The following is a 21,229-nucleotide window of genomic DNA, read 5'->3' as shown; positions in this document are numbered from 1 at the left end:
TCCAAAATCATTCAGCTTGCCGCAAGGCGGCAAGTGTGTGAATCCCCGGGAGCTTACATAAGTAAGTGACCGGGGTGAGCACGTGCAGCCAACGCAGCGCCAACTTGAATGATGATGGATACGACTGGATAAATTTACAGCTATTATAGCAGCGAGGTTAAAGATGCCAACCGATCAATTTCCACGTGCGGCAGCAGACGCGCATCGCCAATTTTCATCAGATTGCCTTCACGCAGATTGATCCAGCAGGCTTGCATGCCCGCACGCAGCGAACCGGCAACATCGGTGGTGAGATCGTCGCCAACGTGCAGAATGTGCTCGGGCGCGATGTTTAAACGCTCAGCGGCAAGGTGATACATATCCTGCCACGGCTTGGCGCGGCCGTGCGGACCGGCTCGCAGCGCGAACTGGAAGTAGTGATCGATGCCGAGCTTTTCCGGGCAGGCATTGCCGTTAGTGATCGCCACCAGCGGTACGCGCTCGCCCAGCCACGTCAGCGTTTGGTGCGTCTCATCTGGCATCGTGACTTCGCTGCGCCACTGATGGAATACACTCATCACGTCGCTGGCACCGGCGCTAGCCTCTGCTGCGGATAAGCCGACATTGAGCAGCGCCAGCTCGACCGAGCGGCGGCGCCATTCGGACACGTCGTGATAAATTTCCGGCTCGCGCGCCAGCAACTCATTACGCAACGCCTGATAATCCGCCGGCGTGAATTCACGTAGCGCCGGGTGATAAGCCTGCAGTGCAGCATGCGATTCGGCAGTGGTTTTGCGGATGACGGGATGGTTGTCATACAGCGTGTCGTCGAGATCAAAGGTGATCGCTTTGATCGGGCCGAGCGGACGATAAAACTTCATTAAGACTTTCCTCGTTTGGCACGCGGATGGGCCGCATCATAAACCGTCGCCAGATGCTGGAAATCCAGATGGGTGTAGATTTGCGTGGTCGCCAGGTTAGCGTGGCCGAGCAGTTCCTGCACCGCGCGCAGATCGCCGCTCGATTCCAGCAAATGCGTGGCAAACGAGTGGCGCAGTTTATGCGGATGAATATGGCTGGCAACGCCCTGCTTAATGCCCCATTCGGCAAAGCGCTTCTGCACATTGCGCGTTGAAATCCGGCTGCCGCGGCTGGAGACAAACACCGCATCGTCCTGCGGCGCGAAGCTATCGCGCAGCGGTAACCAGTGCTGAATCCACGTCACCGCCGTGCCGCCAATCGGTACGCGGCGCTCTTTGCTGCCTTTACCCAGTACCCGCACTTCGCCCGCTTCCAAATCTATATGGCGGCAATCCATATTGACCAGCTCGGAGAGACGCAATCCGCCACCGTACATGGTTTCCAGCATCGCACGGTCGCGCACCGCCAGCGGATCGTTAAGGTCGATCTCCAGCAGTTGGTTAACTTCGTCGACATCCATGTTTTTCGGCAGGTGGCGCGCATTGCGCGGCGTGGAAATCCCTTTGGCGGGATTGGCGCTCAGCATGCCCTGATGGACTTGCCAGTCAAGAAAACTGCGCAGCGCCGACATGCGTAATGCCAGGCTGCTGGCGCCCAAACCGCCGCGACGGCTGCGCGCTGCCAGTGTGCGCACTTGCGCCGGCTCCAGCTGCGCCCAACTCGCCAGTTTCATTTCATCGGCCATTGCCATAATCGCCTGCAATTGCCGTTGGTAATTCTTTTGCGTCAGCGGGCTGAGCTGGCGTTCGACCTTCAGATATCGCAGAAAGTCATCCACAGCAGGCAGCAGCGGACTGACGCTACTCATGCGCGCTCTACCCAGCGTAACAGCAAATCCGGCAACATTTGCGCCAGATGCTGCAGCAGCAACGTGCCCATCCCCGCCTGATAATGCTGATTATCGCGGCTGGTGAACATCAATATGCCCAGCTCGCCGCGCTCGCCCATCAACGACATCGCCACCGAGCCAATCGCTTTAGCCTGCGGTAACAACAGCAACAATTCCGGGCCATTCAGACTGCCAAGATAGTGATGCTCATCGCCAAAGCGCTGAATACGCAGCGGTTCGAATGCCTGACGAGACAAGCCGAGTTGGGTGAAATCAGAGGGTGCGCCGATGTGCCATTTATCATTGAACAGGCGCACATGCGCACCTGCCAAACCGAGTTCGCGCGCCCAGCGATGCAGACGCGTCAGCATCTCTTGCAGGCTGTCAGCGGCGGCGAGATGGCCTTGCAACGACAGCAGGCGATCAAACAGCTGATGGTTGGCGGTGGCCTGCTCCATCAACAGCGTGATCTCCTCTTCCAGCTGCTGGATGTGGTTGCGCTGACGCGCCATATGCCACTCCACCAGCGAAACGCTGCCGCGTACCGGATGCGGCACCATCATCTGTTCGACCTGGCGCGCGTTACGAATAAAGAAATCGGGATTTTGACGCAGAAATGCGCTTACCGATTGATCGTCCAGCAAAACCTCACTTGCGGTTTGCTCTTCGACATTTTTCATAGATGAATAAACCCATCGTAGACGTGTGTGGCTGGACCGGTCATAAACAGCGGCTGCCCTTCCCCTTTCCAGGCGATATGCAGCGTTCCGCCGGGAAGATCGACGCGCACATTCTCCGCCAAAATGCCCTGCTGAACGCCGCAGGCAACCGCCGCACACGCGCCGCTACCGCAAGCCTGCGTTTCACCCGCGCCACGTTCGTACACGCGCAGGCGGATATGCTCACGATTAACCACTTCCATAAAACCGACATTTACGCGCTCCGGGAAGCGCTCGTGGCTTTCCAGTTCTGGACCCAGCGTTTCAACCGGCGCGGTTTTCACGCTTTCCACCTGAATTACGCAATGGGGATTGCCCATCGAGACTGCGCCAAACATTACGGTTTGCTCGGCAACGCGCTGCAAATAAAGGTTCTCGGCTTTATTGGCCCGCAGCGGTACGCTTTGCGGTTCGAAGTTGGGCTGGCCCATATTGACGCGCACCAGCTCATCATTGGTGACGCTGAGCACCATGCGGCCAGTTTGGGTACTGACGCGAATGTCGTTTTTGTTGGTCAATCCTTTCAGGCGCACGAAACGTGCGAAACAGCGCGCACCATTGCCGCACTGCGCGACTTCGCTGCCATCGGCGTTGAAAATGCGGTAGTGAAAATCGAGATCCGGATCGTAAGGCGGTTCGACGATCAGCAGCTGATCAAAACCGATCCCCAGATTTCTGTCCGCCAGGCGGCGAATCAGTTCCGGCGAAAAAAAGACGTTTTGTGTCACAGCATCCACAACCATAAAGTCGTTGCCGAGACCGTGCATTTTTGAGAACTGCATTTTCTGCTCCGCCGGATTACTCATAGAGTTTAGTTCGCCTGCGAACCAGGCTGGCTGGTGACCAAACCGCCGACATCAGCATCCTGAGCGGCTTTCTGCTGCTGCTCGGTGACCTGCTGATTAGGCTTGTTAGGCTGATCTTTCGGCGGGAAATATAGCGGTCCTTTTAGGCCACAGCCTACCAGGCTGACCAGTGCCAGCGCCATACCCAGCTGACTTATCACTCGTATCATTCTGTCTGCTCTTCTGTCCTTAAGCCATGGTTGCTTATCATCGCAGTTGACGATGTAAAAGCAACAGGAAATAGCCGCAAATCCAGCAGCAGGTCAGAGTTACAGCGCATCCCGCCGCGCGAACGCGGGCAGGATCAATGCATTTGGTAGCGCGGCTGGAAGTCGCCGTTGTCGTTATCAGGCTGCGTGGCGCAGAGCTGCGTCAGCGTTTGGCTGCGGAATGGAATCACCTGGAAACGCTCGCCCGTATTCACAATCTGGTAGAACTGCGGCAGGTTGAAATTGATAAAGCTGGAGCCGTAGGTAAAGCGATCGTGTGACGATGAGTAGAAACGACTCACATCACGTACCAGCTCTTCTTTACTGCCTTCGCAATGGTGATAAACCTCAACGCGGTTGGTTTCATCGAGGATATAGATGTTGAAGCCGCGATCGTCATTGGTGTCTTCAAAGAAGAACTGAATGATGCCTTCGCTGGCATAACCGTTAACCACCGGCGGCAGCGGCGTTTGGTTCGACTCCACTTTGATCGACAAGCCGTGCAGCTTGTTATTGGAAATCGCGCCATAGAATTCGACGGCGTTTTCCAGCTTCTGCACCGACACGCTCATGCGCTCGAAGAATAAGCCCCAGGTTTGGCCCGCCATACGCAACGCTTTGAAGCGGCCCGGTTCCTGACGCGTGCTCGACAGACGCAGCTCAATACACTCCGAAACCAGCTGCTGCACGCGCGTACGGATCAACCCGCGCAGATGCTGGCTGTAGCAGAACACTTCCACCGTATCCGGCGGTGCAGCATCCTGATGCATTTTGCCGAGAATGGTTTTCAGCGCTTCAATCATCGCCTGCTCGCCGTTGAAGTGCAGCGTACGCACTTCATTCCATGAGTTGCGATACAGCAGATCGATACTGCCAATCAGGCATTGCTGCTGCTGACCGAAGCTGAACACATCCAGCTTACGGAAATCAAAATGCACCACCTGATTGCGGAATGCCGAGGTGGGATCGTGTTCCAGATTGACGATAATCGCCAGATGACGTATTTCGCACGGGCTATACAGCGCTTTTGGCGTTGGAGCCGGTACGCGCAACGGGAAGTGGCTCGATACATCGTTGACCAGTTCCTGCAGACGCGGTAGGTCGCACAGATCGTTGCCTTTCATGTGCAGGCGCGTTTTGCTGGTCAGCAAACCGTTGAACCACGCCCACGCCACCAGCTTGTTCAGATAGCGGTTATATTCCAGCGGCTGATGGCTGATGATTGAACTCATGTCCGGCGATTGGTTGTACAGATACCAGCCGGCGCGATTAGCGCGGCCCGCCGGGACGTGAATAAAGGTGAGATTCTCTTCCGAGAGATCGGGTGAAATCTGCGGGTTAACCAGCGTGACTTTACCTGGCAGCGCCTCAAACGCGGCATACAGTTTACGCGTCAGCACGCCGATATCTTGCGGGCTGGCGCTGACGCTTAAATTGTTGCGACGCGCAAAGCGGATCAGGTTGCGATAACTCTGCATCATCGCATCCAGCAGCTCATTGTGCGCTTCGCGTACCCGTTCAATTTTCCACTGCGATCGGTTATCCAGTACCGCCAGCTTCTCTTCATCCCAGCCCCACTCTTTCACCAGCTGCGAAAGAATCTCGCGACGCCAGCCAGTACGCTGATGATGGTGATCTTCGCTGGAGAGCTTTTCACACACTTTTAAGTAGAAACATCGACGCACTAAATCGAGGCGCGCCATGTCATCAACGCTGGTGAGATAGCGCGTCACGCGTTCCAGCATCATGCAGTAGGGATCGAGTCCGAAGCAGACAATTTCGCCATCATGCAGGCGCTGCTTGATATCCATCGACAGGAGCTGCGTATTGGGATATTCCCAGCTGTAGGCTTCCAGCAGCAGGGTTTTCAGCACCGCTTTGTACGGAGAATCGATACTTTTATACAGCTGCCACAAACTGGCGCCGAAGTACTCCTCCGCCGACAGCGTGCCAAGGCCGCCAAGGTCGAGCCACTCATTTGGCGTCAACACGCCCTGGGAATAGAGTGACATGACGTAATCGTCGTAATGGTGCTCTTCTTCGCCAGGCACCATGTTCCACAGGATGCGTTTACCCGCCATACGCACGGCGGTACGGTAAAACTCATCCAGCAGCAGAATATGTTGGGTCGAGCCGCAATCTTCACCGCCGAGGCTGCCGCTTTCATTGTGGCGGAAACGGTTCTCGTCAATCAGGAAGAAGCTGACTTCCACACCCATCGACACACACCATTTCTGCAGAAGCGTACACTTGCGCTGCAGATTGAGGCGCTCTTCATTATCCAGCCAGGATTGATGGCACACCCAGATGTCGAGATCGGAGATGCTGTTTTGCCCAACGGACGAGGTACTGCCCATGGAGTAAATACCGGTAATTGGGCGTTCGCCAGCAACGGCATTGCTAAGATCGAGCGGCTGACCGCTTGTTAAGCTCTGCAGCAGCTGCTGTTGATTTTCATCGGGCGTGAAGAGGCAAACGCCATGCGGAACGCTACCTTCGAGGTAGCCCGGCATCAGCGGATGATGGTAGTGCAAAAATGTTGGCAGCAGACTGTAGACTTGCTGGAAAGCAGGCCCCATAGCAGCCAGTGCGCGATCGACGCGCAGCTGGTTAATCGCATCCAGTCTCTGTTTCAGTGTCTCAATGTAGAGGTACAAGACGTTTCGCCTGATTGTCCCAGTGTTAAGCACCCTGTTTCCGCAATCTGCCGCTTAATAATAAAGATATTGGGCAAATTATTGCTGGAAACGTGATCAATCTAACACCTGGAGGATTGACCGTAAAGAAAGTTGCGCTACTTAACAGTTTAGCATGTTCCGAACGTAGCACTGCTTTTTTCAGACTTCGACTTCAGACTGAGATCCTGATTATTTCAGGCTGAGTCTGACATCGCGGCCTTTTCAATCCGTTGAAACTGACAGCATTCCCCTATCAATGATAGGATATTCGATGAACGATCAAAATGGTTAACAGCATGTTAAACAAAATTTTCAGAATTGCTACCAGACAAAGTCCTCTCGCTCTGTGGCAGGCACAATATGTCCAACAGCGCCTGATGGCCGCCCATCCGGGGCTACAGGTAGAGCTGCTGCCGATGGTCACGAAAGGTGATGTCATCCTTGATACGCCGCTGGCCAAAGTGGGCGGCAAAGGGCTTTTTGTCAAAGAGCTTGAGTTGGCAATGCTGGAAGACCGTGCCGATCTTGCCGTGCACTCGATGAAGGATGTGCCGGTCGATTTTCCACAAGGGCTCGGTCTGGTGACCATTTGCGAGCGTGAAGATCCACGCGATGCTTTTGTCTCTAATCGTTACCACAGCATTGATGAACTGCCGCAGGGCGCGGTGGTCGGTACCTCCAGTCTGCGTCGCCAGTGCCAGATTAGCGCGCGTCGTCCAGATTTAGTCATCCGTTCGCTGCGCGGCAACGTTGGAACCCGTCTCGGTAAACTTGATGCTGGGGAATACGACGCCATCATTCTTGCTGCGGCAGGACTGAAGCGTTTAGGCCTGGAAGATCGCATCCGCCAGGCGATGCCCGCAGAGATCTCATTGCCTGCCGTTGGCCAGGGCGCTGTCGGCATCGAATGCCGCGTTGATGATGCGCAATTGATTACGCTGCTGCAGGCGCTGAATCACGATGATACCGCCGTGTGCGTGCGCGCTGAACGCGCGATGAACACGCGGCTGGAAGGCGGTTGTCAGGTGCCGATCGGTAGCTTCGCGGTACTGGAAGACGATCAGTTATGGCTGCGCGGTTTAGTCGGTTCACCTGACGGCAATCAGATGGTGGTAGGCGAGCGTCGTGGTCCACGCGATCAGGCCGAACAAATGGGCATTTCGTTAGCTGAAGAGCTGCTTGAAGGCGGCGCGCGCGACATTTTGCGTGAAGTTTATCAGGGACAACCTCCCGCATGACCATCCTCGTGACCCGTCCGGAACCGGCTGCTACCGAACTGGTTTCGCGCTTGCGAAACCTGGGGAAGCTGGCATGGAGTTTTCCGCTCATTGAATTCACGCCGGGTCGCGATCTTCAACATCTGCCGCATCAACTTGCCGCACTGCAGCCGGGCGATCTGGTATTTTTGCTATCGCAGCAGGTCGTGACCTTCGCCCAACCCGCTTTACAGCACCACGCCACAGCATGGCCCGAAGCACTCAACTATTATGCTATCGGTCGCAGCACCGCTTTGGCATTGCACACCGTCAGTAATCTGAAAGTAGACTACCCTCATGCGCGGGAGACCAGTGAAGAACTGGTGCGTCTGAATCGCTTGCAGCAGGTAAACGGCAAACGCGCATTAATTCTGCGGGGCAGCCCAGGCCGCGAATTACTGGCAGAAACGCTGATTGAACGCGGTGCTGAAGTGCAGTATTGCGAGTGTTATCAGCGCTGTGAAAAACACTATAACGGCGCGATTGAAGGCCGCCGCTGGCGCGATCGCGGGATTACAACGCTGGTGGTCACCAGCGGTGAAATGTTACAACAACTCTTTTCTCTGTTTCCGCCGATTGATCGACGGGAATGGTTACTGCACTGTCGACTTGTAGTCGTCAGTGAACGTTTGGCTACGCAAGCCGCTGAATTAGGCTGGCAGGACATTGATGTAGCCGATGGTGCCGATAACGATGCGCTGCTGCGCGCGTTACGCTGAACTTAACAATGGGATGAGCCATAATGACGGAACAAAAAGCCTCCTCCGCCATGGTTGAAGAAACCACCCCAGCGGACAATTCTCCCTCTCCAGCAACCAAGCCTCCTCGCGATAAAAAGAGCGATGGCAAGGTGCTGAGTGCGGTGGCGATTGTCATTGCGCTGGCGATTGGGGCGGGACTTTACCTCAATGGGAAACACCAGGCCGATTTACAGGCTCAAACTAATCAGAATCTGACTGAGCAGCTGAGCGCCTTGCAGCAGCAACTAGGCAGCGATAAACAGCAGCTGACGCAACAACTGGAGAGCGCTAACAGCGCCTTACAAGAGACGCGCACGCAGCAGGACAACAGTGCTAAAGAGCTGGAAACCCTGCGTGATAAAGTCGCCACCATTTCGGGTAACGATACCCGCACCTGGCTGCTGGCTCAGGCGGATTATCTCGTCAAACTGGCTGGCCGCAAACTGTGGAGCGATCAGGATGTCACTACCGCAGCAGCGTTACTGAAAAGTGCCGATACCAGTTTGGCGGATATGAACGATCCAAGCGTGATGAACGTGCGTCGTGCGTTGACGCAGGATATCAGCTCGCTCTCCGCAGTCAGCCAGGTTGATTATGACGGCACCATTCTCAAGCTCAATCAGCTGTCGAACGGCGTTGATAATCTGCGCCTGGCCGATAACGACAGCGATGATTCACCGATGGATGCCGATGGCGGTGAACTCTCTAGCTCACTGCACGAGTGGCGACAAAACCTGGTGAAAAGCTGGCATAACTTTATGGATGATTTCATCACCATCCGTCGTCGCGATAACACCGCGCAGCCGCTGCTGGCACCCAATCAGGACGTTTATCTGCGTGAAAACATCCGTTCGCGTCTGCTCATTGCTGCTCAGGCTGTACCACGTCATCAGGACGAAATTTATAAACAGTCTATTGATGCCGTCTCAACCTGGGTACGCGCCTGGTACGACACCAATGATGCCGCCACCAAAGCCTTCCTCGCTCAGTTAGATGAACTGAGCCAGCAAAGCATTTCGATGGATGTGCCGGACACGCTGGAAAGTCAGCCGCTGCTGGAAAAACTGATGCAAACCCGTGTGCGTAATTTGCTGGCTCAGCCATCGGTTGCCGCTGACCAACAGGGAGGCTAACCATGCTTAAAGTATTGGTGCTTTTCCTGCTGCTGATTGCGGGCATTGTAATCGGGCCGATAGTTGCTGGCCATCAAGGCTATGTGCTGATTCAGACCGACAACTGGAACATCGAAACCAGTGTGACGGGACTGGCGATTATCTTGATCCTCAGCCTGCTGGTAATTTTGTTAGTCGAGTGGATTCTGCGTCGCCTGTTCCGCACTGGCGCACGCACGCGCGGATGGTTTACGGGCCGCAAGCGTCGTAGCGCGCAGCGTCACACGCAAAGCGCGCTGATGAAGCTAGCAGAAGGCGATTTCAAGCAGGCAGAAAAACTGCTGTCGAAAAATGCCGACCACGCCGATCAGCCGGTCGCAAACTACTTGCTGGCTGCGGAAGCGGCACAGCAACGTGGTGATGAAATTCGCGCTAACCAGCATCTGGAGCGTGCCGCCGAGTTGTCGGTGAACGATACCATTCCGGTTGAAATCACCCGCGTGCGTCTGCAATTAGCGCGTAATGAAGATCATGCTGCTCGTCACGGCGTCGACCGCCTGCTGGAAGTGGCGCCTCGCCATCCGGAAGTGCTTCGTCTGGCAGAACAAGCCTATGTACGTACCGGCGCGTGGGGTGCACTGCTCGATATCTTGCCTGCAATGCAAAAAGTGCAGATCAACGATGAAGCACAGCGCGACGCATTGCAGCAGCAAGCCTGGCTGGGCCTGATGAATCAGGCGATGGCCGATCAGGGTAGCGATGGTTTGAAAAAGTGGTGGCAGAACCAGAGTCGTAAAACGCGTCAGGAAACCGCACTGCAAGTGGCGATGGTGGAACATCTGATTGAGTGTGACGACCCGGATACGGCGCAAAGCATCGTGCTGGACGGCCTGAAACGCCAGTATGACGATCGTCTGGTGCTGCTGATGCCGCGTATTAAAAGCGGCGATCCGCAATCGCTAGAGAAAGCACTGCGCCAGCAGATTAAACAGCACGGCGCTACGCCACTGTTGCACAGTACGCTGGGTCAGATGCTGATGCGTCATGGTGAATGGCAGCAGGCGGCAGAGGCATTCCAGCAAGCGTTAGCGCAGCGACCGGATGCCTTTGATTATGCCTGGCTGGCGGATGTTTACGATCGTCTGCATCGCCCGGAAGACGCCGCGAAAATGCGTCGGGAAGGCTTGTTACTCACGCTGAAGACCAATCCCAGCACCTGATTATACGATTGTTACTTTTGTGCACGCCGGGCTTGTCCCGGCTTTTTTTTCGCCTGTGGCAAACGTAGATAAAAAAACACCTGCCATAAGCAGGTGTAAGATCAGGTCATTAAGACAACTGATGGCATCCGACTCAACGTAATGTCCTTCTTACTGCAGTAAAGCGTGCGCAAATACTGCCAGGCTGGACAACGGATGCCGTAAGGGGCTCTGCATCATTCCCAGGTTTATGTAGCATCAGCAAACATAAGAGGTGGAATGAGCATCTACAGGAATAGTATTGCACAAGCTGTGCCAAAACTGCAGATTACATAATAAGTTATTTTATATCAGTAAGATAAACCGATGGTGTACGCATAACTGTCGGCAAATCACGACGAAAGCGTTAAAAGCTGTCTCTGCAGAGCGACAAGCAATGCAAGGAATTGTCATGCTATTAAAAATCAAAGGGTTAGATGTTGCTTAATAGCGACAAAGCGCAGAATGGTGCGTTCGGGGAGCGTTAATTACGAAGTGAGGCGCGTTTGGCGGGCAGAAACGAAAAAAGCCTGCTTTCTCAAGCAGGCTTTTCGAATATGGTCGGCGAGAGAGGATTCGAACCTCCGACCCACTGGTCCCAAACCAGTTGCGCTACCAAGCTGCGCTACTCGCCGATTTTTTACTTTTTACCGCTACTGCGTAATTTTGCCTGGTGCGAAGGGAGGGACTTGAACCCTCACGTCCGTAAGAACACTAACACCTGAAGCTAGCGCGTCTACCAATTCCGCCACCATCGCGTGACCGAGCAAAATCTGGGGTGGCTAATGGGACTCGAACCCACGACAACTGGAATCACAATCCAGGGCTCTACCAACTGAGCTATAGCCACCATAAATCTGGTGCGTAAACGTGTCACGCTTACGTAAATTCACTGCATAACGCGGTTAACCCAACCACCGAAGCTCTTGCGCACAAACTAAATGGCGCGCCCGACAGGATTCGAACCTGAGACCTCTGCCTCCGGAGGGCAGCGCTCTATCCAGCTGAGCTACGGGCGCGTAGCGCCGTTGCGGATGGGCATACTACGGGCTTGACCTCATGCTGTCCAGCCCTTTTTTATAAAAAAAACGCGTTTGATTACGCTTTGTGCATTCCATCGATAATTACTGCAGTTTGAGGCGCTTACCCTGTCAATTCTGCTGGAAAAATCAGCAATTTCAGAGATCGCCGCGCCAATGGTAGCGTAAATATTTCAGCAGCTTTAATTGGCGACGCCAACGTGAAGGTTGACGAATGAGACGATAAAGCCATTCCAATCCGGATTTTTGCCACCAGATCGGCGCGCGCTGAACGTGCCCAGTGAAAACATCATAAGTGCCACCCACGCCCATATAGAGCGCATGCGGCCAATGTGCGCGGCAATCACGCATCAGCAACTCCTGACGCGGCGAACCCTGCGCTACCGTAACAATCTGCGCGCCGCTTGCCGCAATACGGGCAAACAGCGCCTCGCGATCTTCAGGGGCAAAGTAACCATCCTGACTGCCAACGATATTCACATTCCACTGCCGACGCAGCTTGTCGCAGGTTTCCTGCAACACTGCCTGACGTCCACCAATCAGAAAGACTGGAATGCCGCTGCGCCCAGCATGCTCCATCAACGCTTCCCAAAGATCCGCGCCCGCAATGCGATTGACCTGCAGTTGGGGATATTTTTTGCGCAGCGAGCGGACGATGCTGATGCCGTCCGGATATTTGAATTCCGCCTCAGCAATCAACGAGCGTAACTGCGCATCCTCTTCCAGCGTCAGCATTTTCTCTGCATTTATCGCCACCAATGTGCCGCTGCGCGGCTTACCATCGGGCAAAAGAAAGCGCAGAAAGCTCGCCATATCGTTGAAGGCGTGAAGATCGACTCCGCGCAGGCTATAGCGCGGCTTATCGGTTTCCATGGTATGAATTTCCCGTTGTGCCCAGAAGTTAAGATGGGCTGTGTAAAACCGGCTCACTGCGCGGACGAATTAGCCCCGCGCGCGCCAACAGCCAGTACAACAATTTAGCCACCCACATGCAGGCAGCAAAAATCAGACAAAAGAACACCACGCGCGAGCCAAAAGCATCCAGCCCTTCACGTGCCAGCACGATCATGTTAAATACCGCGCCGAAGCAAAAACTCTGCAAAATCGCCCCGCTATATCGGTTACTGGTATCACGACCATACAGATAAAGGTTATCAAAGCCCTTCATAAGCAGGCCCACAGCAACCGCGCCGATCGGGATAAACCACACGCCCCCCATCACCAGCAGCGAACCAAGCAGCGTAGGTGAAATAGCTAAGCCAGAATGGTTGTTTAACACTTCCCAGGTAAAGTAATTGGCGCTGTTCAAAATCATTGATGGACGCCCTGGCCACATCCAGCTGGGGATGAACACGTAGAAATCACGCCAAATCGGCGCCAATCCTTGAAAATCGATTTTGTCGTAGTTTTGCAGTAACAGTGCCAGATTTTCCCAAGGCGAGAAGGTATCGCGCGTCAGATAAAGGAAGGTGTAAAACGCCTCATCACCCACCACATCAAGGTTGTAGCGACGCAACGCCAGCCAAAACATGCCGCCAATCGCCATCACGCCGGCGCCGACCAGCATCCACAAGGTGATCCAGCCACGCGTAATACCAATAAACAGGAACAGCGCAAAAGCGATAATAATATTGGCGCGCGTGCCGCCCACCAGCGCGTAGGTCAGTAATCCAAATGCGACCGATACCAGTAAAAACCACAGCCACTGGCGCTGCGTTGGCTTGAGGAAGTAACGAATCAACATCGCCGGAATAAAGAAATAGAAGAAGCGCTTGAGCGCCACGCCGGACACTTCACTGGAGAAAATCTGGTTGTACGCCGACAGCCTGAACAACAGCAAGCCATTGTGCATAAAGAACACTGTTACGGTGCCAATGGCCACCAGCGCCAGCAGCAGGCAGGTTAGATGGGTTTCGACCCGGTTCATTTCCAGCCAGGGTTTGCGCGCTGGCGCATTAGCCGGCCGCAGCCGTACCTTGTAGCTGACGTAATAGATGGCATAAAAACTGGTGGCGGCCAGCAGCGCCTGCAACAGATATTCCGCTGGCACCACCGCGACGTTAAAGCGGAACACCAGCACGCTGGTCAGCGGGAAGCCAAAATAGAAGGTCAGTAAAAAGAGAATGGTAAAGAACAGGTGGAAATTGAAGCGCACCCGTTTAAATTCTCGCCAGGTTAAGGTCAGAATGAAACCCAGCGAAAACAGATAAACCACCAGCAGACCACTAAACTGCATCAGGCTCATGTTCATTTCCTTTCACTCAGGGTTAACGCATCGCGCCAGCCTGCCAGATAACCCGGGGCAAAGAAGGCAATCGATGATTTATCACACTGCTTCAGTTGCCGCTGTGCTTCAGCGATACTGGCCGCATCCAGCGCATCTTCACTAAACAATACCGGCAAGCCTTGTTCACTGAGATCGCGCCAGAACGGATTTTTGCGGTTCAGCACGAAGGGAATATCAGCCTGAATCAGCAGACAAAGTGTGCCAATGCCTTGCTGACGTTCGAACATAAAATAGCCGAGCTGGCAGCGGCTAAGCAATCTCAGATAGGCATCAAAGTCGATTTTGTCACGCAGTAAAGTGACCTGCCCCGCCGGAAACAAGCGCTGTGCTGTCGCAGCAATTTCATCAATGTAGCCATGATTGTTTTCCGGATAGCCGAGCGGCACCACAATTTTTACCCGTTCGCCAAACTGCGCACGAATCGCCTCTAGACCGGCAATGTGGTGATTACTGCGATCGCCAGAGTTACCAAGCAGGATGGTGAAATCACAGGTTTCCAGCGACGCGGGGATTGCCATATCTGGCATGCGCGTCGGGAAATAGAGCAGTGAAGCCGGAACGCGCGGATGACGTTGCTGGTAATGGTGCAAATCACCTCGCGTAGCAAATACTTGCGCTACGCGCCCCTGTGCCAGGCGGCGCAGCAGATAAAACAGCTGATACTTGAGCCCGCGTCCTTCTTCATAGAGATCCGCGCCCCACACATGCCAGAACGCCTGCTGACGGCGCAGTTTGCCGCTCAGTAACGCCAGCCAAATGCCCGGATTGAACTGGCCATGAAAGAAGAAGCGCTGCGAACGATCGGCTGCGCGCGCCACCACCGCCTGCGCCAATGCACGCTTACTGGTGAAGGTTTCAATCTGCAGTGACGAATAGGCATGCAGCGTTTCTGGCGCGCTGGCAACCACCATAAATTGACGCGGCGTATCGCCAGGCATCTCGGCGCTCATCACGTCATTAAAGAAACGCAGCACCGTATGATTGTGATGCGGGATATCCGATCCCAACACGTGAAATAAAGTCATTTTTTCCGGCAATAAATCAAGAAGGTGCCACAGCAAAGGGCGAAATAGAGTACGTAGGTGGCCATATAAGCCTGCGCGGCTCCAGCGGAGCCGTGCAGCGGGATCAGCCAATGGGAGAAGCCGGTTAGCAGCGCAAACTGGCTAATTTCAGTCAGAATATAAAAGCGCAGCGACGCTTTGGCGATCACCAGATATCCGAAAACATAGGCGCCGACTTTAAAGACGTCACCACACAACTGCCAGACAAAAAGGTCACGCATGGCGCTGAACTGCGGCGAAAACAGTAGCCAGATAGCTACATCGCGTAGCAGCCACACGCAGAAACTGGCAGCGGCGACGGCTGGCAAAACAAAGCGCAGCGCACGGCCAATTTCACGCGCTATCTGCGGCTTAGTTTCCAGACGCGCCAGCGTAGGCAGCAACCAGACGCTAAAGGTGGCGGTGATAAACTGCAAATAAGCATCGGAGATGCTGGTAACGCCCTGCCATAAGCCGACCTGCGCCCAACCTTGCTGTTCTGCCAGCAAATTTCGCATCATCACCCACGCTACCGGCAAGGTGAATGAGGTAATCAGCGCCATCAGCGTAAACTTCGCCAAATTACGCGCCAGCTCGGGCTGCCATGTGGGCTTAAGCCAGCTCAGCGGTAATAAGTCGCGATGGCGTCGCAGCATGATCAGGGCAGGAAAGACGACCAGCGCCGGTACCAGCGCCAAACCGACCAGCGCACCAGCGTAACCGCCCAGCCACCAGCACAATACATAACCAAGCACGCCAATCAGGCTTCCAGCGATAAGCGCCAGCGCATTGCCGCGCGCATCGCGAAAACCTTTAAGCAGCGCCAGAGTCAGGTTAGCCCAGGCAATGCCGAGCTGGAGAAAGGCGACAATGCGCACCACATTTTCGTATTCAGCATGACCAAATAGCGCCGCGCTAATGGGCCGTGCCGCCAGTAAAAAAACCAGCGCCAACAGCGTAGAAAAGCCCAGCACCATCGCCGACGCCGTGCCGGTGACCGCACGTAATTGTTGCGGCTGTTGCTGATGCTGCGCCACCAGAGTGGTGACGCCGTTGAAGATACCCGCGCCTGCCAGCACGCCGAGTACGGTGATTAACTGGCGGAAGTTACCCGCCTGCCCGATACCTTCCGGTCCAAAACTGATCGCTAACAGCTTCACCACCAACAAGCCGGCAACGATTTTTATCAGCGTGGAGGAGGCGGTCCAGACTGAGGCTTTGGCTAACGACATCAGGCAAAGAAACTCAACAGCGAACTGATCACCGTGCGCTGGTTATTATCCGAGAGGTTATAGAACAAGGGCAGACGCAGCAGGCGCTCACTTTCAGCGGTGGTAAACACATCCTCACCGTGGAAGCGGCCAAAGCGTTCACCCGCCGGCGATGAGTGCAGCGGGATGTAGTGAAACACCGTGAGGATTTCCGCTTCTTTCATCCAGTTGATCAGCGCCTGACGATCGTTGCTGTCGCGCAGTTTGATGTAGAACATGTGCGCATTGTGTTGACAATGCTCCGGCACCACCGGCAGTTCAATACGACCGGCTGCTGCCAGCGGTTGCAGCGCATCATAATAGCGCTGCCATAGGCGCAAGCGCTGCTGATTAATATGCTCCGCCGCTTCCAGCTGCGCCCACAAATAGGCGGCTTGCAGATCCGCCATCAAATAGCTGGAGCCAATATCGCGCCAGGTATATTTATCCACCTGACCACGGAAAAACTGGCTGCGGTTGGTGCCCTTTTCGCGAATGATCTCAGCACGCTCTACCAGCTGCGCCTCATTGATCAGCGTCGCCCCGCCTTCACCGCCCGCGGTGTAGTTTTTGGTTTCGTGGAAGCTGAAGCAGCCAATATGACCGATGGTGCCGAGCGCGCGTCCTTTGTACTGCGACATCACACCCTGCGCGGCATCTTCGATCACATAGAGTTTATGCTTCGCTGCCAGCGCCATGATGCTGTCCATTTCGCAGGCCACGCCCGCGTAATGTACCGGCACGATAGCGCGGGTTTTCGGCGTGATCGCTGCTTCAATCAAGGTTTCGTCAATATTCAGCGTATCGGGACGCACATCGACAAACACAATGGTCGCGCCGCGCAGCACAAAGGCATTGGCGGTGGAGACGAAGGTGTAGCTCGGCATGATCACTTCATCGCCGGGCTGCAGATCGATCAGCAGCGCGGCCATCTCCAGCGACGCGGTGCACGACGGCGTCAGCAACACTTTTTTGCTGCCAAAATGTTGCTCCATCCACTGCTGGCAGCGACGAGTAAAGCCGCCGTCACCGCACAGTTTGCCGCTGGCCATCGCCGACTGCATGTATTCAACTTCGCTGCCGACAATCGGCGGTGCATTAAAGGGGATCATGTGGCTTTCCTGTAGAACCAGTAAGCGGTGCTTTCCAGCCGCGCACCGCTGCGTAAATAGAGGCGCATCGCCGCGAGATTGCTGAGCTGGGTGGCTACGCGCAGATGCGCAAGCTGGCGCACGCGGCCCCAGTCAGCGGCAGCGAGCAGTAAACGCTGGCCCACGCCACAGCCTTGCGCGTCGGGCAATACCGCTAGCAGACCAATACGCATATCGCCGTCGACTTCGCGCATTGAAACGAAACCCTGCAGCGCGCCCTGCTCATCGCAGGCTACCAGGCATTGGTTATCGAAGGTGCCGCGCACGGCGTTCTCAATCCACTGCGCATAGAAACGCCCGCTGTCAGCCGCATCAAACCACGGCGCGCGAAAGCGGCTTTGGCTAAACGCCTGCGCTGCGGCGGCTCGCAATGCTGGGATTTGCGCTTCCCGCGCGATGCGCACCCCGGTTTGCCGCTCGGTAAGTTTGATACCGATGGCGAGGTCGGCTTCACCTTCAACCAACTGAAAGCCGTGTTGACTCAACGCATCGATCACCTCAACACGCTCAGCAGGCACTTTGGTTTGCCACAGCGCATACGGCTGTTCAAGCGCTTCCGCCAGCGGCAGATCGCCATCCAGCGTTAAACGAGCGCTGTTCTGGCCGAAGAAGTCATTTTCCCACGTAAGGGGATTAATATTGACGCGGACGGGCATGATGAACATCCAGCAGGTACTGGCCGTAGCCGGTTTTGGTGAGCGCCTGTGCCGCTGCCAGCAACTGTGCGTCGCTTAGCCAGCCGTTGCGCCATGCAATCTCTTCCAGGCAGGCAATTTTAAACCCCTGGCGTTTTTCAACCGTCTGCACAAACATGCTCGCCTCAATCAGGCTGTCATGTGTTCCGGTATCCAGCCAGGCAAAACCACGGCCCAATAGCTCAACAGATAGCTCACCCTGATCGAGGTACATCTGATTGATAGCGGTAATTTCCAGCTCACCCCGCGCGGAAGGTTTAACCTGTTTAGCAAACTCCACCACGCGATTATCGTAAAAATAGAGGCCCGTTACCGCCCAGCGCGATTTCGGCTGCTGCGGCTTTTCCTCAATTGAGAGCGCGTTGAAGTCATCATCAAACTCCACCACGCCAAAACGCTCGGGATCCATCACCTGATATGCGAACACGGTAGCGCCGCGGCTGCGTGCGGCCACCTTCTTCAGTTTGGGGCTGAAGCCCTGACCGAAATAAAGATTGTCTCCCAGCACCAGGCAGCACGGGTCGTCACCGATAAAGGATTCACCAATGATAAATGCCTGCGCCAGCCCGTCCGGGCTAGGTTGTTCGGCATACGCCAGCTGGATGCCAAATTCGCTGCCATCGCCCAGCAAGCGTTCAAAGTGAGCGCGATCTTCCGGCGTGGTAATGATCAGAATTTCGCGAATTCCGGCCAACATCAGCACAGACAGCGGATAGTAAATCATCGGCTTGTCGTATACCGGCAACAACTGCTTCGAGATGGCGCGAGTAATCGGATGCAAACGCGTACCCGAACCTCCGGCTAAAATGATGCCTTTCATCGCTGCTCCTTCTGAATGGATAGTTTAGCGCGGTGCGGCCAGGCCCAGTCGCTCACCGCGATAGCTGCCATTAAGAATCGCCTGCCACCATTGTGGATTCGCCAGGTACCACTGCACCGTTTTGCGAATGCCACTTTCAAACGTTTCCTGCGGCGTCCAGCCAAGCTCACGTGCAATTTTGCTGGCGTCGATGGCGTAACGTAAGTCGTGTCCGGGACGATCGCTGACAAAAGTAATTAAGTCACGATAACGAGCGAGATGTGGTGCTCGCTGCTGGGGGGCCAGTTCATCCAGCAAATCACACAGCGTTTCTACCACCTCAAGATTGCGTCGCTCATTATGGCCGCCGATATTGTAGGTTTCACCTACTTTGCCGCTGCTGACAACGCGATAAAGCGCTCGCGCATGGTCTTCCACATACAACCAGTCGCGAATCTGGCTGCCATTGCCATATACCGGCAACGGTTTACCGGCCAGCGCATGGATGATGGTGAGTGGGATCAACTTCTCCGGGAAATGATACGGACCATAATTGTTAGAGCAGTTGGTGATGATCACCGGCAAACCATAAGTGCGCAGCCAGGCACGTACCAGATGATCGCTGCTGGCCTTAGTGGCTGAATAAGGGCTACTTGGCGCATATGGCGTCGTTTCGGTAAAGAAATCGTCACTGCCGTGCAGGTCGCCAAACACTTCGTCGGTAGAGATGTGATGCAGAATAAAGCCTTTTTTGCGCTCATCCGCCATGCCATTCCAGTAATGACGCGCCGCTTCCAGCAGTTGATAGGTGCCAACGATATTGGTTTCGACGAAGGCAATTGGGCCGTCAATTGAACGATCGACATGACTTTCCGCCGCCAGGTGCATGATGCAATCCGGCTGGTACTGCTTCATCACGCGATCCAGTTCGGCACGATCGCAAATATCCACCTGCTCGAAGGCGAAACGCGCATCCTGCTGTACCGGCGCCAGCGAGGCCAGATTGCCTGCGTAACTCAGCTTATCGACCACCCCAACGCGATGGTCAGTGTTTTCAATCAGAAAACGTACCAGCGCCGAACCGATAAATCCTGCACCACCGGTAACCAAATACTGTTTCATCGCCAGACACCTTTAGTATCGACGATCCACGGCTGCGCAATCTGTGTAGCATCAACCGCACGGAACTGCGCGTGATCGACCAGCATCACCAGAATATCCGCCTGTTGCAGCGCCTCTTCGGTTGCGACCAATGTGGCTTCGTGCGCCAGACGCTGCGGGATGGCCGTTACGTGCGGTTCAACCACCCAGGTTTGACCGCTGTGCCATTCGGCAATCAGATGAGCCACCGTCATCGCCGGGCTTTCGCGCAGATCATCAATATTCGGTTTGAAGGCCAGCCCAAAGCAGGCAATGGTGACGTCGCTGGCACGTTTGCCGCTGGCGGTAAGGCACTCCGCCAGCGCCTGTTTTACCTGATCCAGCACCCAGCCGGGCTTGGCATCATTCACTTCACGCGCGGTACGAATCAGTCGCGCCTGCTCGGGATTTTGCGCCACGATAAACCAGGGATCGACGGCAATACAGTGACCGCCCACGCCCGGCCCAGGCTGCAGAATATTGACGCGTGGATGGCGATTCGCCAACGCAATCAACTCCCACACGTTGATGCCTTGCTCTGCACAAATCAGCGACAGCTCATTGGCAAACGCGATATTCACATCGCGGAAGCTATTTTCTGTCAGTTTGCACATCTCGGCGGTGCGCGCATGGGTTTCCACGCATTCGCCGCGCAGGAAAATGCGGTACAGCTCACTGGCCCGCGCGGAACAGGCTGGCGTCATACCACCAATCACGCGATCGTTTTCCAGCAGTTCGACCATCACTTTGCCGGGCAATACGCGCTCCGGACAGTAAGCGATAAACACGTCGCATGCATCACCGTGCTGCGGAAAGCGCAGGTCTGGACGCGCCGCCGCCAGCCACTCAGCCATTTGCTCAGTTGCGCCGACTGGCGACGTCGATTCGAGAATCACCAGATCGCCCGCCTTTAATACCGGCGCAATGGACAACGCGGCGGCCTGCACATAACTGAGATCCGGTTGATGGTCGCCGATAAACGGCGTGGGTACCGCAATCAGAAAAGCATCGGCGGCTTCTGCCTGCGTAGTGGCGCGCAGATATCCGTCTCGCACCGCGTCGCGCACCACATCACCCAGCTCAGGTTCAACGATATGGATATCGCCGCGATTAATGGTTTCGACAGCGCGGCTATTAATATCCACGCCCACGACTTTTTTTCCCCGTGAGGCAAAAACGGCCGCCGTTGGCAGCCCAATATAGCCCAGTCCGATAACGGAAATGGTTTCAAAACGCAT

General features: G+C 55.1%; 19 protein-coding genes and 4 tRNA genes. 4 read left to right on the top strand and 19 right to left on the bottom strand.

The window, feature by feature from the left end; translation table 11 throughout:
• Positions 1–143: 143 nt before the first annotated feature.
• From yigB to WFL93_RS16645, 6 genes are all read right to left on the bottom strand, one after another.
• Complete coding sequence (gene yigB / locus WFL93_RS16670) at positions 144–860, bottom strand: 5-amino-6-(5-phospho-D-ribitylamino)uracil phosphatase YigB (protein ID WP_009127845.1); 717 nt, start codon at positions 858–860, stop codon at positions 144–146.
• Positions 860–1,768 (bottom strand): tyrosine recombinase XerC, encoded by a 909-nt coding sequence (xerC, locus tag WFL93_RS16665; RefSeq protein ID WP_009127843.1) that lies wholly within the window; start codon positions 1,766–1,768, stop codon positions 860–862. Before xerC ends, yigB begins: the two co-directional genes overlap by 1 nt.
• Complete coding sequence (locus tag WFL93_RS16660) at positions 1,765–2,469, bottom strand: DUF484 domain-containing protein (RefSeq protein WP_336778604.1); 705 nt, start codon at positions 2,467–2,469, stop codon at positions 1,765–1,767. Before WFL93_RS16660 ends, xerC begins: the two co-directional genes overlap by 4 nt.
• Entirely contained in the window at positions 2,466–3,290 is an 825-nt protein-coding gene (dapF, locus tag WFL93_RS16655) for a diaminopimelate epimerase (protein WP_009127839.1), read from the bottom strand. Before dapF ends, WFL93_RS16660 begins: the two co-directional genes overlap by 4 nt.
• 29 nt (positions 3,291–3,319) lie before the next feature.
• A complete protein-coding gene (lptM, locus tag WFL93_RS16650) occupies positions 3,320–3,523 on the bottom strand; it encodes an LPS translocon maturation chaperone LptM (RefSeq protein ID WP_009127837.1) in 204 nt (67 codons plus the stop codon).
• Positions 3,524–3,657: 134 nt separating this feature from the next.
• Positions 3,658–6,219, bottom strand: a complete 2,562-nt coding sequence (locus tag WFL93_RS16645; RefSeq protein ID WP_036621210.1) for a class I adenylate cyclase — start codon at positions 6,217–6,219, stop codon at positions 3,658–3,660.
• 317 nt (positions 6,220–6,536) lie between these two features.
• Here WFL93_RS16645 and hemC point away from each other — a divergent pair, with 317 nt between their 5' ends.
• Genes hemC through hemY form a run of 4 tightly spaced genes read left to right on the top strand, consistent with a single transcriptional unit; the run spans position 6,537 to position 10,568 of the window.
• Positions 6,537–7,478 (top strand): hydroxymethylbilane synthase, encoded by a 942-nt coding sequence (hemC, locus tag WFL93_RS16640; RefSeq protein WP_336778603.1) that lies wholly within the window; start codon positions 6,537–6,539, stop codon positions 7,476–7,478.
• Complete coding sequence (gene hemD, locus WFL93_RS16635; RefSeq protein ID WP_009127832.1) at positions 7,475–8,215, top strand: uroporphyrinogen-III synthase; 741 nt, start codon at positions 7,475–7,477, stop codon at positions 8,213–8,215. The genes hemC and hemD overlap by 4 nt, the downstream gene beginning before the upstream one ends.
• Before the next feature lie 23 nt (positions 8,216–8,238).
• Positions 8,239–9,369 carry a uroporphyrinogen-III C-methyltransferase gene (hemX, locus tag WFL93_RS16630; RefSeq protein WP_009127830.1) on the top strand — a complete coding sequence of 377 codons (1,131 nt, stop codon included), beginning with the start codon at positions 8,239–8,241 and terminating at the stop codon, positions 9,367–9,369.
• 2 nt (positions 9,370–9,371) lie between these two features.
• On the top strand, positions 9,372–10,568 hold the full coding sequence (gene hemY / locus WFL93_RS16625; protein ID WP_336778602.1) for a protoheme IX biogenesis protein HemY: 1,197 nt from the start codon (positions 9,372–9,374) through the stop codon (positions 10,566–10,568).
• A 576-nt stretch (positions 10,569–11,144) separates the two neighbouring features.
• On the opposite strand, the gene WFL93_RS16620 is transcribed toward hemY, so the two are convergent.
• From WFL93_RS16620 to wecC, 13 genes are all read right to left on the bottom strand, one after another.
• Positions 11,145–11,221, bottom strand: a tRNA-Pro gene (locus WFL93_RS16620).
• 36 nt (positions 11,222–11,257) lie between these two features.
• Positions 11,258–11,344, bottom strand: a tRNA-Leu gene (locus tag WFL93_RS16615).
• A 16-nt stretch (positions 11,345–11,360) separates the two neighbouring features.
• Positions 11,361–11,436 (bottom strand) — tRNA-His (locus WFL93_RS16610).
• Between the two features lie 92 nt (positions 11,437–11,528).
• Positions 11,529–11,605, bottom strand: a tRNA-Arg gene (locus WFL93_RS16605).
• Positions 11,606–11,764: 159 nt separating this feature from the next.
• Entirely contained in the window at positions 11,765–12,499 is a 735-nt protein-coding gene (wecG, locus tag WFL93_RS16600; protein ID WP_049852313.1) for a lipopolysaccharide N-acetylmannosaminouronosyltransferase, read from the bottom strand.
• Positions 12,500–12,527: 28 nt separating this feature from the next.
• Entirely contained in the window at positions 12,528–13,871 is a 1,344-nt protein-coding gene (wzyE, locus tag WFL93_RS16595) for an ECA oligosaccharide polymerase (RefSeq protein WP_009127825.1), read from the bottom strand.
• A gap of 2 nt (positions 13,872–13,873) precedes the next feature.
• On the bottom strand, positions 13,874–14,938 hold the full coding sequence (locus WFL93_RS16590) for a TDP-N-acetylfucosamine:lipid II N-acetylfucosaminyltransferase (protein ID WP_336778601.1): 1,065 nt from the start codon (positions 14,936–14,938) through the stop codon (positions 13,874–13,876).
• Positions 14,935–16,188: a lipid III flippase WzxE gene (gene wzxE, locus WFL93_RS16585; RefSeq protein ID WP_336778600.1), complete on the bottom strand. Its 1,254-nt coding sequence runs from the start codon at positions 16,186–16,188 to the stop codon at positions 14,935–14,937. The genes WFL93_RS16590 and wzxE overlap by 4 nt, the downstream gene beginning before the upstream one ends.
• The gene (rffA, locus tag WFL93_RS16580; RefSeq protein ID WP_336778599.1) at positions 16,188–17,318 is read right to left on the bottom strand and encodes a dTDP-4-amino-4,6-dideoxygalactose transaminase; all 1,131 of its coding nucleotides are present in this window, start codon (positions 17,316–17,318) and stop codon (positions 16,188–16,190) included. Before rffA ends, wzxE begins: the two co-directional genes overlap by 1 nt.
• Positions 17,315–18,013, bottom strand: coding sequence for a dTDP-4-amino-4,6-dideoxy-D-galactose acyltransferase (rffC, locus tag WFL93_RS16575; RefSeq protein ID WP_336778598.1), 699 nt, complete (start codon positions 18,011–18,013; stop codon positions 17,315–17,317). Before rffC ends, rffA begins: the two co-directional genes overlap by 4 nt.
• On the bottom strand, positions 17,991–18,872 hold the full coding sequence (gene rfbA, locus WFL93_RS16570) for a glucose-1-phosphate thymidylyltransferase RfbA (protein ID WP_180822812.1): 882 nt from the start codon (positions 18,870–18,872) through the stop codon (positions 17,991–17,993). Before rfbA ends, rffC begins: the two co-directional genes overlap by 23 nt.
• 24 nt (positions 18,873–18,896) lie before the next feature.
• The gene (gene rffG, locus WFL93_RS16565) at positions 18,897–19,973 is read right to left on the bottom strand and encodes a dTDP-glucose 4,6-dehydratase (protein ID WP_336778597.1); all 1,077 of its coding nucleotides are present in this window, start codon (positions 19,971–19,973) and stop codon (positions 18,897–18,899) included.
• The gene (wecC, locus tag WFL93_RS16560; protein ID WP_009127808.1) at positions 19,970–21,229 is read right to left on the bottom strand and encodes a UDP-N-acetyl-D-mannosamine dehydrogenase; all 1,260 of its coding nucleotides are present in this window, start codon (positions 21,227–21,229) and stop codon (positions 19,970–19,972) included. Before wecC ends, rffG begins: the two co-directional genes overlap by 4 nt.

The organism is Pantoea sp. USHLN256, from assembly GCF_037149875.1.
GTDB classification, from domain to species: Bacteria; Pseudomonadota; Gammaproteobacteria; order Enterobacterales; family Enterobacteriaceae; genus Pantoea; species Pantoea nemavictus.
This window is presented reverse-complemented; position numbering and strand designations above follow the sequence as displayed.